Origin of the sequence: Altererythrobacter rubellus (assembly GCF_030284385.1) — a bacterium.
Classification (GTDB): domain Bacteria; phylum Pseudomonadota; class Alphaproteobacteria; order Sphingomonadales; family Sphingomonadaceae; genus Erythrobacter; species Erythrobacter rubellus.
In genome coordinates this window covers 1,192,740-1,206,836 of the sequence record NZ_CP127221.1, presented here as the reverse complement: position 1 = coordinate 1,206,836, position 14,097 = coordinate 1,192,740, and the positions used below count along the sequence as shown (strand labels likewise).

General features: G+C 57.9%; 13 protein-coding genes and 1 pseudogene. 5 read left to right on the top strand and 9 right to left on the bottom strand.

The annotated features are described in order from the left end of the window. Window positions 1-10 precede the first annotated feature (10 nt). From QQX03_RS06110 to QQX03_RS06095, 4 genes are read right to left on the bottom strand one after another with little or no spacing between them, the layout of a single operon-like run. Entirely contained in the window at window positions 11-1,462 is a 1,452-nt protein-coding gene (locus QQX03_RS06110; RefSeq protein WP_285974882.1) for an NAD(P)(+) transhydrogenase (Re/Si-specific) subunit beta, read from the bottom strand. Continuing rightward, window positions 1,462-1,746, bottom strand: coding sequence for an NAD(P) transhydrogenase subunit alpha part 2 (locus QQX03_RS06105; protein ID WP_285974881.1), 285 nt, complete (start codon window positions 1,744-1,746; stop codon window positions 1,462-1,464). The genes QQX03_RS06110 and QQX03_RS06105 overlap by 1 nt, the downstream gene beginning before the upstream one ends. Then, window positions 1,746-2,873, bottom strand: coding sequence for an NAD(P) transhydrogenase subunit alpha (locus QQX03_RS06100; protein WP_285976971.1), 1,128 nt, complete (start codon window positions 2,871-2,873; stop codon window positions 1,746-1,748). Before QQX03_RS06100 ends, QQX03_RS06105 begins: the two co-directional genes overlap by 1 nt. A 10-nt stretch (window positions 2,874-2,883) precedes the next feature. After that, window positions 2,884-3,006 carry a hypothetical protein gene (locus QQX03_RS06095; protein WP_285974880.1) on the bottom strand — a complete coding sequence of 41 codons (123 nt, stop codon included), beginning with the start codon at window positions 3,004-3,006 and terminating at the stop codon, window positions 2,884-2,886. Between the two features lie 270 nt (window positions 3,007-3,276). Between QQX03_RS06095 and QQX03_RS06090 the strand changes: the two genes are divergently transcribed. Together QQX03_RS06090 and QQX03_RS06085 are read left to right on the top strand one after the other, a co-directional pair. Further along, complete coding sequence (locus tag QQX03_RS06090) at window positions 3,277-4,695, top strand: sigma-54-dependent transcriptional regulator (protein ID WP_285974879.1); 1,419 nt, start codon at window positions 3,277-3,279, stop codon at window positions 4,693-4,695. A 19-nt stretch (window positions 4,696-4,714) separates the two neighbouring features. Beyond that, window positions 4,715-5,494 (top strand): annotated as a pseudogene (locus tag QQX03_RS06085) (SDR family oxidoreductase). A gap of 4 nt (window positions 5,495-5,498) precedes the next feature. Here QQX03_RS06085 and QQX03_RS06080 read toward each other — a convergent pair. Continuing rightward, window positions 5,499-6,644, bottom strand: a complete 1,146-nt coding sequence (locus QQX03_RS06080; protein ID WP_285974878.1) for an alkaline phosphatase D family protein — start codon at window positions 6,642-6,644, stop codon at window positions 5,499-5,501. 71 nt (window positions 6,645-6,715) lie between these two features. Further along, a complete protein-coding gene (gene folP, locus QQX03_RS06075) occupies window positions 6,716-7,831 on the bottom strand; it encodes a dihydropteroate synthase (RefSeq protein ID WP_285974877.1) in 1,116 nt (371 codons plus the stop codon). Between the two features lie 323 nt (window positions 7,832-8,154). On the opposite strand from folP, the gene QQX03_RS06070 reads away from it, so the two are divergent. Continuing rightward, on the top strand, window positions 8,155-9,378 hold the full coding sequence (locus QQX03_RS06070) for a DmpA family aminopeptidase (protein WP_285974876.1): 1,224 nt from the start codon (window positions 8,155-8,157) through the stop codon (window positions 9,376-9,378). A 44-nt stretch (window positions 9,379-9,422) separates the two neighbouring features. Here QQX03_RS06070 and QQX03_RS06065 read toward each other — a convergent pair whose 3' ends face one another. From QQX03_RS06065 to rnhB, 3 genes are all read right to left on the bottom strand, one after another. Next, window positions 9,423-10,559, bottom strand: coding sequence for a site-specific DNA-methyltransferase (locus QQX03_RS06065; protein WP_285974875.1), 1,137 nt, complete (start codon window positions 10,557-10,559; stop codon window positions 9,423-9,425). A 203-nt stretch (window positions 10,560-10,762) separates the two neighbouring features. After that, on the bottom strand, window positions 10,763-11,686 hold the full coding sequence (locus QQX03_RS06060; RefSeq protein WP_285974874.1) for a calcium/sodium antiporter: 924 nt from the start codon (window positions 11,684-11,686) through the stop codon (window positions 10,763-10,765). Window positions 11,687-11,713: 27 nt separating this feature from the next. Beyond that, complete coding sequence (gene rnhB, locus QQX03_RS06055) at window positions 11,714-12,328, bottom strand: ribonuclease HII (RefSeq protein ID WP_285974873.1); 615 nt, start codon at window positions 12,326-12,328, stop codon at window positions 11,714-11,716. A 16-nt stretch (window positions 12,329-12,344) separates the two neighbouring features. Between rnhB and QQX03_RS06050 the strand changes: the two genes are divergently transcribed. Together QQX03_RS06050 and QQX03_RS06045 are read left to right on the top strand one after the other, a co-directional pair. After that, complete coding sequence (locus QQX03_RS06050; RefSeq protein WP_432762809.1) at window positions 12,345-13,496, top strand: PQQ-dependent sugar dehydrogenase; 1,152 nt, start codon at window positions 12,345-12,347, stop codon at window positions 13,494-13,496. A gap of 65 nt (window positions 13,497-13,561) precedes the next feature. Continuing rightward, on the top strand, window positions 13,562-14,068 hold the full coding sequence (locus QQX03_RS06045; protein WP_285974871.1) for a GNAT family N-acetyltransferase: 507 nt from the start codon (window positions 13,562-13,564) through the stop codon (window positions 14,066-14,068). Window positions 14,069-14,097 lie beyond the last annotated feature (29 nt).

Genomic DNA, 14,097 nt, shown 5'->3' with positions numbered 1-14,097 from the left:
GGTTCGCAACCTAATCCAGCGCCTTCACGATCTCTTCGACCATCTTCTTTGCATCGGACAGCAGCATCACTGTCTGGTTCATGTAGAACACGTCATTGTCCACGCCGGCATAGCCCACGCCGCCCATGCTGCGCTTGATGAAGAATACCTGCTTGGCCTTGTCCACGTCGAACACCGGCATGCCGTAAATCGGGCTGCTCTTGTCCGTTTTCGCTGCCGGGTTCACCACATCATTCGCGCCAATGATGAAGGCGACATCGGCCTGCGCAAATTCGCTGTTGATGTCTTCGAGCTCAAAAACCTTGTCATAGTCGACGCTGGCCTCCGCGAGCAACACGTTCATGTGCCCCGGCATACGTCCCGCCACAGGGTGGATCGCGAATTTAACTTCCACACCCTTTTCTTCGAGCATGTCGCACATTTCGCGCAATGCGTGCTGCGCCTGCGCCACTGCCATGCCATAACCCGGTATGATGATAACCTTCTCTGCCTGCTCCAGCATAAAGGCGGCATCTTCCGCGCTTCCTTGTTTGTATGGGCGCGCTTCGCGGGCTTCGCCGCCGCCGCTCGAGTCATCCGCGCCAAATCCGCCTGCGATTACGCTGATGAAGCTGCGGTTCATCGCGCGGCACATGATGTAGCTCAGGATCGCGCCTGAAGAGCCAACCAGCGCGCCGGTGATGATCATCGCCGTATTGCCCAGCGTGAAACCCATCGCCGCCGCGGCCCAGCCCGAATAGCTGTTCAGCATCGACACCACCACTGGCATATCCGCCCCGCCGATCGGGATAATCAGTAGAAAGCCGATCAGGAAAGCCGCGATTGTGATGTAAATGATCATCTGGCCTTCACCACCTCCGCCTGCTCCGGACATCGCATAGGCGGCGATCATTCCAAGGATCGCAACAAGCGTGCCCAGATTGATCACATGGCGCATGGGCAGCAGGATCGGATTGCCGCTCATCCGGCCAGAGAGCTTCAGGAACGCAATGACAGAGCCGGAGAATGTGATCGCACCGATCGCGATCCCCAGCCCCAATTCAACCCGGCTGACCATCAAGATCTGTCCTGCTGCATCGGTTATCCCGAATGATGCCGGATCAAGCCAGGCCGCAAGGCCCACCACGACAGCTGCCAGACCGACCAGTGAGTGGAAGCCCGCGACCAGTTCCGGCATGGCCGTCATGGCGATTTTGCGCGCGACAGTCACGCCGATGACCCCGCCAAGGGACATGGCTATCCCGATTTCGGCGATATTGGCGATCTCATGCGTTGCCAGTGTGGTGACAACTGCGATCAGCATGCCGAGCATGCCATAGCGGTTGCCCGCGCGGCTAGACGCCGGGCTGGATAGTCCGCGCAACGCAAGGATGAAGAACACGCCTGCAATCAGATAGGCCAGCATCGCCCACGCAGGGGTTCCTGCGCCATCAGCAGCACTCGCGAGAATGGAGAAGCTCATCACTTCTTCTCCTTCTTCTTGTACATTGCCAGCATGCGCTCCGTGACAGCAAAGCCGCCAAAGATGTTCACGCTCGCAAGTACCACGCCAAACAAGCCAAGATATTTGGCCGTCACGCTACCCGCTTCAGCCGAGGCGATTAACGCGCCAACGATAATCACACTGGAAATCGCATTGGTCACTGCCATAAGCGGCGTGTGCAGTGCTGGCGTAACCGACCAGACCACGTAATAGCCGACGAAGCACGCCAGCACGAAGATCGAGAGGATTGAGATAAAGTCCATTATCCGTTCTCCTTCAGTCTCTTATTCACAACCTCGCCGCCTTGCGTCAGGCGCACGGCATCGCCGATTTCCTCGTCAAGCACCGGTTTGCCCGCTTCCTTATCCCAGAACGCGCTGAGGAAATTGAACAGATTGCGTGCAAACAGCGCCGAGGTGTCGGGCGCGAGATGTGCGGGCGTATTCGAATAGCCCATGATAGTGACACCGTGGCGCACCACCAGTTTGTCGGGCTTGGAGCCTTCGACATTGCCACCTTGAGCGACAGCCAAGTCGAAGATCACACTGCCCGGCTTCATGCTCTTGATCTGCTCGTCTCTGATCAGTCGCGGCGCTGCGCGACCCGGGATCAGCGCCGTTGTGATCACAATATCCTGTTTGGCGATATGGCCGGACACCAGTTCGGCTTGCGCCTTCTGGTATTCCTCGCTCATCTCGGACGCATAACCGCCCGCACCTTCACCTTCGATCCCCTCGACGCTTTCAACGAAAATCGGCTTCGCGCCCAGCGACTGGATCTGTTCCTTGGTAGCGCTACGTACGTCAGTAGCAGAGACTTGCGCACCCAAGCGCTTGGCCGTAGCAATCGCCTGAAGCCCGGCAACGCCCACGCCCATGATAAAGACGCGTGCAGCCTGCACCGTACCTGCAGCAGTCATCATCATCGGGAATGCGCGGCCATATTGGTTGGCCGCAGCGATCACAGCTTTGTAGCCGGAAAGGTTCGATTGGCTGGAAAGCACATCCATGCTCTGCGCACGCGTAATGCGCGGCATGAATTCCATGGAAAGCGCTTCGAGCCCAGCCTTCGCATAGGCCTCGACACGGTCTCTTGCACCAAATGGATCGAAAGTCGCCGCCACCCATGCGCCTGGCTTGGCGCCATTGAGCAGTTCTAGATCCGGAGCCTGCACGCCCAGCACGATATCCGCGCCTTTGACCGTGTCCGCAGCCGAGCCCACACTCGCGCCAGCCTCGGCATAGTCTGCGTCACTGATAGAGGCGGTGTCGCCTGCGCCGCTTTCGACAGCGAGCTCTGCGCCAAAACCGGCGAATTTCTTGACTGTCTCAGGCGTGATCGCCACGCGCCGCTCTCCGGCTGCGCGTTCCTTCAATACCGCGATGCGCAATGCCACAAGCTTATTCGGCAATCAGCATGATTACGAACAAAGTGATCACTGCAATGATCGGAATCGACCATTTAAGCAAGGAAATGAACCCGCCGTAGGTCTTATTGACTGATTTCATGTCATGCGAAGCCATCAAGTTTGATCCTTTTTCAGAGGTTTGCTTACAATGCGGGGATTTGCCCCGTTTGTTGAATGATCCGTTCCGTATCGAAGCATCGAACCAAGCTCAAGCCCATCACTACTCTCAGCCCTCAAAATACAGCAACGCTAAACTCGATCACTTATTAGGTCAACGACCTATAAAGCCGGGCTTTATCCAATTTGAGATACGATAGCATTAATAAGGTCTTTACCCCTAGCTCTTATTCTCGCGTTTTGTTTCACGGCGGGACGAAATTGAACAATGGACACGGGCGATAGCCGCATTCTGATGCTGATCGACGATGAGCCTGCGCAATGCCGGTTGATCAGCGCGCTTGCCGCACGCGAAGGCTGGCGCACCATTGTTGCGCCTAATTCAGACACTGCCATCGCATTACTTGGCACCCGTGACGGGATGCAAACTGCCGCCATCATCCTTGACCAATGGGTGCCGGGCGACGATGCCTGTCAATTGATCGAAGAATTAAAGCGTAGACGCCCCGCTCTGCCAATTCTGATGCTGACGACCAGCACCTCACCGCTGCTTGCAGTCGAAGCCATGCGCGCAGGCGCAACCGACTATCTGATCAAGCCGGTCGCGCCCGATCGCTTGCTAGAGGCGCTGCGCAGCGCAACCGAAGGCGAAAAGGCACAGGACGAGCTTCAGCCGCTGGCAGAAAAGCTCAATGCCTCGCTCGATTTCGATGCCATGGTCGGAACCGCCCCAAAATTTCGCACTGCGCTGGCTCAGGCAGCCAAAGCTGCGCGAGGTCACAACCATGTCTTGATCGAAGGCGAGGCAGGCACTGGCAAGGAAATGCTGATGCGCGCGATGCATGCAGCAAGTCCGCGTAGCAAAGCGCCATTCCGCATCATCAACCTCGGCGGAGTTCCGGCAACTTCTGTCGAGTCCGTCCTGTTCGGACATGAGCCAGGAGCCTTTGCCGGCGCGTTCGATCGTCAGATTGGCGCTCTGCAACAATGCGATGGCGGCACGCTGGTTCTGGACGAGATCGATCGGATCATTGAGGCAGTGCAAAGCAAGCTTCTGGAAGTATTGACCAGCGGCATTGTGCGCCCGCTAGGCGCGACACACGGTTTCCGCGTCGACGTGCGTTTGCTGAGCGCCGGCAATCTGCCGTTGAAGCAGCTCGCACAGAATGGCCAGTTTGATACGGACCTCGTCGAGAGACTGGCGCAAACGACAATCAAATTGCCTGCATTGCGGGAGCGGGCAGGCGATATTCCCGCCCTCACCCGCCACTTCCTGTCGCGCATTGGCGAGCAGCCAGGCCTGAGACACCTGTCTATTTCGGATGGCGCGCTATCACTGCTCAAAGCCTATGATTGGCCGGGCAATGTGCGGCAACTGCAGGCAGTGCTGTTCCGCGCAGCAGTGTTCTGCGACAAGCAAACGTTGACCGCAGAGAGCTTCCCGCAGCTCAGCGAATTGCTAGGCGAACCGGTCGACACCGACAGCAATATTCAGGACGGCGCAGGAGTGATGCTTTACACCGAGGACGGCAACCTTCGCGCGCTGGAAGAGATCGAGGCAGACGTTATCCGCTTGGCAATCGGCCATTATCGCGGTCGCATGACCGAAGTCGCACGCCGCTTGGGCATTGGCCGTTCGACGCTCTATCGCAAGCTTTCAGATCTGGGCATCGACAACGCAGCGTGAATTGCCTAGCCCGTGCGGCATGGCAAAACTCAAAGACAAAATCTGTGTAGTCACCGGCGGAGCAAGCGGCATTGACCGTGGCACCTGTGACGCATTTGCGCGCGAAGGTGCGCGCGCGATCCTGACTGATATCGATGAAGAAGAAGGCATAAAAGCTGCCGCAGAAATCGGCTGCGAATTCTTTGCGCTCGACGTGCGTGACAAAGCGCAATGGGCTCGGCTGGCCTATGCTTATCCGCAGATCGATGTTCTGTTCAACAATGCCGGGGTAACCGGCTTTGAGAGCAGCGCCGGTCCGCACGATCCCGAAAACTGCTCGCTCGATGACTGGCACGCGGTCCACGCGGTCAACACCGATGGTGTGTTTCTTGGCTGTCGATACGCGTTCAAGGCCATGAAAGCGAAATGCAGCAGATCTATCATCAAAATGTCTTCACGCTCTGGCCTGGTCGGCATTCCTGGCGCGGCCGCATACGCCGCCAGCAAAGCTGCGATCCGCAATCACAGCAAATCCGTTGCGCTTTATGCCGCCCAGCAAGGATGAAAGATCCGTTGTAACTCGATCCACCCCGCCGCGATCCTGACCCCGATCTGGGAACCGATGATCGGCGATGGTCCAAACCGCGAAGAGAAGATGGCTGCGCTGGTCGCTGATACGCCATTGAAACGTTTTGGGACGATCGAAGAAGTCGCTCAGCTCTGCGTTTTTCTCGCCAGCGATGAAAGCGGTTATATGACCGGCAGCGAGTTGACACTGCATGGCGGCTTGCTGGCAGGCAGCGCCGCTTCTCCAGGCTAACCGATCACCACTCGACCGTACGTGAAACCCGCGTTTCACCCTGGCTGCCGCGCATGTCCATGGTGAATGTCTTCGCCTCCCAATCGATTTCGACCAGTCCGAAATTCTCTTCCGATATGAAGTCAGTCAGACGCTTGGGATCGGGCTCGCGCGCGGTGTTCCGCTCTGTCGAAGAGAAGGAGTAATTCATAGAAGAGCTGGTCAGTTCCCAAAACTGCTCACCAGCGGCCTGCGGCGTATCAGTGTAGATCCCACCCGCATGGCGATCGCCAGACAGCAACACCAAACCGCTGTCTTCGCGTGCCGCCAGCATGGCATAGAGCTTCTCACGCTCCAGCGGCAGATTCTCCCAAGCCTCGTAATCATGCGCGTCCGTCAGAACCTGAATCGAGGAAACCACAATCCGCAGATCAGCCGGTTTCGCCAGTTCCTGCTCAAGCCATTGCCACTGCGCATCGCCTAGCATGGTCTTGGATGGATCACTGCTCGGCTGATAGGGGCCCAAAGGCGGGCGCTCGTTTTGATAGGGCATGGCCTCCAGATCGGAGCGGAAGAAGCGCGTGTCGAGCGTGATGATCTGCGTGACCTTGCCATCTTCGCCGAACATCCGGCTTTCGTAGATGCCGGGCCGCGACTTTACTTCATCAGACGAACCCCAGAATGTCTCGAAGATCGTCTCCGACCATCCACGATAGGCGAAGCTCGCTCCGCCGTCGTTGAAACCATAATCGTGATCGTCCCAAGTGATCATCATCGGCACCTGCGCGCGGAAGGCAGCCAGCTCGGGTGTTTCAGCCATAACGCCATAGGCTTCGCGCAATGTCGTCAGTGCTGCGTCACCATCCCACATCTGATCACCGTAATTGTTGTCGCCGATGAACAGGAAAAGGTCAGGGTCGGTCGCTGCAATCTGGCCCCACATGTGTTGGCTACGCAACTGGTGGTTACAGCTGCCGAAGGCGATCCGAGTCAGCGTGTGCTCATGCGCGAGCGAGACATTGGCGGGCGCAACCGGCAGCTCCACCTCTTGGCTCAGCTTCGCGTAGTATGGCGCGAGCAAATCCTCTGGCGTCAGCTCAACACCTTGGTCAGCGGCCAATGGAGCTGCAAGCATCGTAACAGCGGCGAGAGCAAGGGAGGGTTTGCGCATCAGAGGTATCCTACACTTTCAATTGTTGCCGACTTCTTGCCCGCGAACCGTGACCGATTCAAGAAACTGCATCAGCTATCTGGAAGTTCCGCGAAATCGGTCAGCGCCGCATCGCGCAGGCCGCGCCACACATTGCGCGCCTGCACCGTCTCGGCCACATCATGCACACGCAGCAATTGCACGCCGGCATTCATGCCTGCGACGGCCAGCGCGAGCGAGCCACCAAGCCGCTTATGCGAGTCTGCCTCATTCGACAGGGCGCCGATCATGCGCTTGCGGCTAGCACCCAGCAACAAGGGCTGTCCAAGCGCGTGATACATCGGCAGCGCGTTGATGATCGCCAGATTGTCCGGTAGCGACTTGCCGAAACCGATGCCGGGATCCAGCACGATATTCGCGCGCGATATGCCCGCCGCCACCGCGGCATCGCGCCGTTCTTTCAACACGTCGAACACATCGAAAGCAACGTTTTCATAATTGCCCTTGCTGTGCAGGTCTTCGCCATCGCCGGGCGCATGCATCAGGATGACGGGGCAACCGGCTTTCGCAGCCAGTGACATGCTGCGCGGATCGTGTCGCATGGCGGACACATCATTGGCAATATGCGCGCCTGCTTCCAACGCAGCCTCCAAAACGCCCGCGCGTCGCGTGTCGATACTTATCGCTGCGCCCATCGCAGCGCAGTATTCAATCGCAGGAAGCACGCGTTCTTTCTCGTCGCCTTCCCAGGTCGCGGCGGCGCCCGGACGCGTGCTCTCACCACCAATATCAATGATTGTCGCACCCGCTTCCAGCATGGCAGAGGCATGTGCGCTGCCGACTTCTGGCTTCTCGAAGAACTCGCCGCCATCGCTGAAGCTATCAGGCGTGACGTTAAGGATGCCCATCACTTGCGGCTGATCGAGCCGGATGGCGCGCGCGCCCAAATTGAGCGGCGGGTGTTTCAGCGTCAGATTGGTGAGTTGCGCCTGCGCTTCGTCTGAGACGCTTGCGGGCAGCCCGGCCAGCACCTCTCCGATTGTATCGGTATCGCACACCCAGCGCCTGGTGAACTTGCCATCCTGTCGCAAGACCACCGCAAATCGTTGCGCGTAGACCATCCCGCCCGCCAACCGGATAACCTTGCCTTCCTCATGTTGCGGCCCTGGCACAAAGCCCACCGGGCGGATGTAGATTTGGTCGGTCATTTACGCTGATTCCCCTTGGGAAGTCTTATAGGATGGAGCACATGGAACACTGTCCACAGACAAGAAAAACTCAAGGCCTTCAATTGGGTTTTCAAAGACAATTGGAAAGGGCCAAGCGCGCGCATTGCCCCTATGTATCGCGCTAGGTGAGTGTCTGATAGCGAATTTGCGGATGATACACGCGAAGCGCTGCACTCCGGGACAGGCCTAAACGTCCTTATCGGCCGGCTAAGAGTGATTTTAATTGAACTTGTTTGCCAGACCGACGAAGCACGAACCTCAGGGCCAAATAGGCAGGTGAATATCTGAGGGGGAGAACAGCAATGCGAGCTTTTTCAAAAACAATCGGCGCATTGCTGCTACTGGGGGTGGCCGGTTTCGGTACACTAGGCTTGGCGGATGACGACGGGAAAAAACTCAACATAGCACGCGCACGTGACCTTGGCGTGCCTTTCGACGGTCGCACTGGTCCGAACAACGCAATCACTGACGTGCCGGGAATAGAGGTCGGACACACAACCTTAATCTCTGGCGATGGCAAACTGGTTGTTGGCCAAGGACCGGTTCGAACGGGCGTTACCGCGATCCTACCCCGCGGAAAAACATATGATCCGGTTTTTGCAGGCTGGTTCTCCTTGAACGGTAACGGCGAAATGACCGGCACAACCTGGGTTGAGGAATCGGGCTGGCTCGAGGGACCAGTCATGATCACTAACACGCACAGTGTCGGCACCGTACGCGACGCGACGATCGAGTGGGCTTTCGAGCGAAGGTTTTTCAAACCGCTCGCGGGAGAGGAAGACACATTCTGGATGTTACCGGTGGTCGCTGAAACTTACGACGGTGACCTGAACGATATCAACGGCTTCCATGTAAAGAAGGAGCACGTTTTCGCGGCTCTCGATAGCGCCTCGGACGGACCGGTCGCAGAAGGAAATGTGGGCGGCGGCACCGGCATGATTACCCACGGTTTCAAAGGCGGTATTGGCACGTCCTCGCGCCTCGTCACAATTGGCGAGACGGACTACACTGTAGGGGTATTGGTTCAGTCCAACTATGGAATCCGTGAAACGTTTGCAGTGGCGGGGACCCCTGTCGGGCGCGAGATCAGTGATTTGCAAACAACCTATGGTGACCACAATCAGGAGAACGGATCCATCATCATTGTTGTCGCGACTGATGCGCCCTTGCTTCCTCATCAATTGAAGCGTCTGGCGAGACGGGCAGCAATGGGAATCGCGCGAAACGGGTCTTACGCTTCGAACGGGTCCGGAGATATTTTCATTGCGTTCTCGACAGGCAATCCGGGCGCGTGGAGCCGCGAGGAGTCGGCCCGGCTCGATATCCTTCCAAATGATTTAATGAGCCCGCTATTCCGTGCCACTGTCGAAGCGACTGAGGAAGCGGTGATCAACGCGTTGGTTGCTGCACGCACGATGACCGGCATCAACGGCAACACGGCCCATGCCTTGCCGCATGACCGCCTCCAGGCTGCGTTGCGGAAGTACGGTCGCCTGATAGAATCAGGGACCCAGACCGCAAAGTAATCGCGAATATTTGATGCGAGACGCTGGCTACCGCCCTTATGGCCTCAATCCTCCATCGCCAGCAAATATAGCTGCCGCGCGGCGTCGATCGGCTTCACGTCCCCGTCCACTTCATAGTGCCAGAAGCTCCAGCCGTTGCAGCTGGGTGCGCCTTGCAGCTCTTTGCCAAGACCGTGGATCGATCCCACCTGCTTATCATACGCAAGCGAGCCGTCTGCCCGCACAGTGGCGATCCATTTGCGCTTCTTGTCGAACACCTTTGTGCCCGGCATGATGTAACCGTTCTCGACAAGCGCGCCGAAGGCAACGCGTGGGGCCGATTTCTTGCTCTGCATCGTCTCGATCGCGCTTTCATCGAGCGGCAATTCCTTGGCAATGCGTTTATAGGCGGCGTCGCGATACACATTCTCGCGCTCGCAGCCGATCCATTCGCGGCCCAGACGCTTGGCTACTGCGCCGGTAGTGCCTGTGCCGAAGAACGGGTCAAGCACAACGTCGCCCTTCTCTGTCGTGGCCAGCAGCACGCGGTAGAGCAGCGCTTCGGGCTTTTGCGTCGGGTGAACCTTGGTTCCGCCCTCTTTCAAACGTTCGCCGCCAGAGCAGATCGGCAGAACCCAGTCGCTGCGCATCTGCAACTCGTCATTCAGCGTCTTCATCGCGCGATAGTTGAAGTGATACTTCGCCTTTTCGCCTTGGCTGCACCACAACAGCGTCTCATGCGCATTGGTGAAGCGCGTGCCCTTGAAATTGGGCATCGGGTTAGTCTTGCGCCATACGATGTCATTGAGGATCCAGAAGCCCAGATCCTGCAGGATGGCACCGACGCGGTAGATATTGTGATAGCTGCCGATCACCCATAGCGAACCATCGGGCTTCAGGACGCGGCGCGCCTCGGTCAGCCAGTCGCGAGTGAAGTCGTCATAAATCTTGAAGCTGTCAAACTGGTCCCAGTGATCGGTAACCGCATCCACCTGGCTCCCGTCAGGGCGATTGAGGTCGCCCCCCAGCTGAAGGTTGTACGGCGGATCTGCAAACACACAGTCAACCGAATTGTCAGGCAGGCTGCGCATCGCTTCGACACAGTCACCGTCAAGGATCCGCCCCAAAGGCAAATCCGCTTTGGCAACAGCAAAAGTTGTCGCGCGCGCGACGCGCGCCTTCGTGGTCTCCAGGACCGCCATAATTCACCCCTCAGTAACAGTTATCCACAGGGTGAGTCCCTTTGGACTCCGGGTCAAGCACAAAGCGATAGGGGGATATGGTTAATTCCGCGTTAGCTATGACAGAACAAAAAGAGTCCCGCACAAGATGTTGAGACTCTTGCGGTTTGCGGGACTCAACATAGTGGTGTGTTGCGCCGAGGACTCAACGCGGCATTAGTTTGTCAGGCAAAGGCGATCACGATCGTGCCGGCATAAAGCGCTAGCAAGAATGCGCCCAATGCGCGGCCGATCTGCTTCGCATAAGACACGATCAGCAAGAACAGCACCGCACTGCCCGCGAGCACGACAAGCTCATAGGTCAACAAATCCGCGGGGATCGCGAAAGGCGCAATGCTCATGGTCGCCCCGCCGATCAGCAGGATGTTGTAAATGTTCGAGCCCACAACATTGCCGATCGCCAGGCCCGGCTTCCCGCGCAATGCCGCTGCAACGGATGCCGCCAGTTCAGGCAACGATGTACCGATTGCCACTACTGTCAGCCCGATCGCGGTCTCGCTGACCTCGAAAATACGCGCCAGATCGATCGCACCGGACACCAGCATCGAACCGCCGACAACCAGCAATCCCAACCCGCCCAGGAACAACATGATCGCCCAGGTCAAAGTGGTCGTTGGTTCAGGCTCGTCATCATCGCCCGCGTCCGAATGCGGATGATTATAGCGCCAATAGATATACGCGGCGATACCAGCGAGCAGCACGATACCGATCCAGATCGAGCCGGTTTGAAGCCACGTCACTAACCAGATTATCAGCGTCGCAATCAAAGCTACAACAGCATCACGCCGCCCGGTTCCAATCAGTGCAATCGGCATGATCATTGCCGTCGCACCCAGGATCAACAGTGTATTTGCCAGATTGGATCCGACCACATTGCCCCAGGCAATTCCCGGTGAACCAGCCAACGCAGCCTGAATGCTTGCAACCATTTCCGGCATCGAGGTGGCAAATCCGACAATGACCAATCCTGTGACGAGATTGGATATGCCAAGCCGCTGTGCAATGCTGACCGCACCGCGCACCAGCAGTTCGCCGCCAAACGCCAGGCCGACCAGGCCAACCGCGCTATAGAGGATCGCTTCAATCACGATTGCGCGCTTAGACTATTTGCCGGATTAAAGAAGCGTCAATTGCGCAACCGGCGCAAAAGACTGACGATGAAGCGGTGTTGGTCCATGCGTGCGCAACGCTTGCATATGCTCAATGGTTCCATAGCCTTTGTTTCGCTCCCACCCGTAGTGCGGATGCGCCTCGGCCGCTTCGCACATCAACCGGTCACGCCACTCCTTGGCGATGATCGAAGCCGCCGAGATCGCGGGCTCCAGCGCGTCGCCCCCGATGATCGGCTTGGCATCGGGCCAGCGCCATTCATCACAGCGCCCATGGGGCGAGAGGTTACCGTCGATCAACACGGCTTCGGGTTCCTGGCCAAGCTTCTCGACCAGTTCGCACACGGCCAGCGTCATGGCTCGCATGGTTGCCTGAAGGATGTTGATCTGGTCGATTTCGTGCGAGTCGACCACACCCAGCCCCCATATGCAGCTGGCGCGGATCTGTTCGTCGAGAGTAGCACGCCGTTTAGCCGAAAGTTTCTTGGAATCGTCCAGACCTTGCGGATAGCCCTCGCCAAGCACTACTGCTGCAGCTACCACCGGCCCAGCCAATGGCCCTCGTCCGGCTTCGTCAACACCGACGATAGATTTACGGGCACCAAGTTTGTTTTCGTGCATTGCAGAGGACATGACCATGATCTCGAAATTCTCATCCGCACTATTCCCCGCCACCATTCTGCTCGCAAGCTGCGGCGCCACTGCAAATGTGGACACCGAAGCTTCCCAGACTGAGCCGACGCTCAAGATTGCGGAAATCGGCACCTATAACGAGCCATGGGCTGCGGCCTTTGTGCCGGGCACGGAAACGCTGATCATCACGCAGAAGACCGGCGAGATTCTGGGTTATGACACAGCGACAGGGCGGCAGTTCACCGTCAATGGCGCACCGGAGATCGACTATGGTGGCCAAGGTGGCCTGGGCGACGTTGCATTCCTTAACAGCGAGGCGACTGACACTCTCGCCCCGCGCACGATCTATTTGAGCTGGGCCGAAGCTGGCGAAGGCGATACGCGTGGTGCGGTTGTCGGCAAGGGAACGCTTGATTGTGTGGCCGACAGCGACTGTGCCATCGAAGGTCTTGCAGTGATCTGGCGCCAAGCCCCCAAGACCAGTCGGAAAGGCCACTACTCGCACCGTATTCGCTTCTCTCCTGACGAAAAGCACTTGTTCGTGACCAGCGGCGACCGTCAGGAGCTCGAACCCGCGCAAGACACCAGCAATAACCTGGGTACGATCGTGCGTCTGAATCTCGATGGTACTCCAGCGCAGGGCAATCCATTTGCAGATCAAGGTGGCGTGACAGCGCAAATCTGGTCTTATGGCCACCGCAACCTGCTCGGCTTCGACTTTGATGCCGAGGGGCGTCTGTGGGACGTGGAACACGGCCCGGCCGGCGGTGATGAATTCAATCTGGTCGAAGCGGGTGCCAACTACGGCTGGCCAACCCGATCGAACGGCGATCATTACAATGGCGATGACATTCCCGATCACACCGCGGATGACGGCTTCAACAAGCCTGCAGTCTGGTGGACACCCGTGATCGCACCGGGTGACATGATCTTCTATCGCGGCGACATGTTTGGCGCATGGAAAGGCGATGCTCTTATTGCAGGCTTGGGCGCATTGGGCCTCGTACGTGTCGAGATTGACGGCGATACGGCTACAGAAGCGGCGCGCTATGACCTGGAAGGTCGGATACGCTCTGTTGATGAAGCGCCCGACGGTTCTCTTTGGGTGTTCGAAGACGGCGAAGGCGGGCGGCTCTTGCACCTTACCGCAGAGTAACTTTCGCAAGGCCAACGACAAATTGCATCGACATGGCGTAGCGCTACCACTATTCGCGCTGCCCCATGGCGAGCGTCATTCCCTTAGCAAATGTCGAACCCGACATGATCGAGCAAGTGCTCGACCGAGCCTTCGGGCCTGAGCGACATGCGCGCACCGCCTATCGCATCAGGACGGGCATGGATTGGCTCGAAGCGCTGAGCTTTGCCGCGCTTGATGACGATGACATGCTGGTCGGTACAATTCAGCTTTGGCCGATTGCGCTCACCGACCCCGATGGCCACGCGCATCCCATGCTGATGGTTGGGCCGGTGGCGGTTTTGCCAGAGCATCAAGGCGAAGGATATGGGCAGGCCTTGATTGCAGCATCGCTTGGATCGCTCGATCCGAATGCATCCTTGCCGCAAGTCTTGATCGGTGATGAACCTTATTACGGGCGTTGGGACTTCAGCGCCGGTTCGACAGCTGCATGGCGTTGCCCCGGCCCATGGGCGCCAGAACGCCTGCTTGTCCGATGCGCAAATCCGATAGTCCTTCCCCGCGAAGGCATGCTCGGCCCTTGGAATGGGTGATCGCAGCCTACTACTCGCCATTGAACACC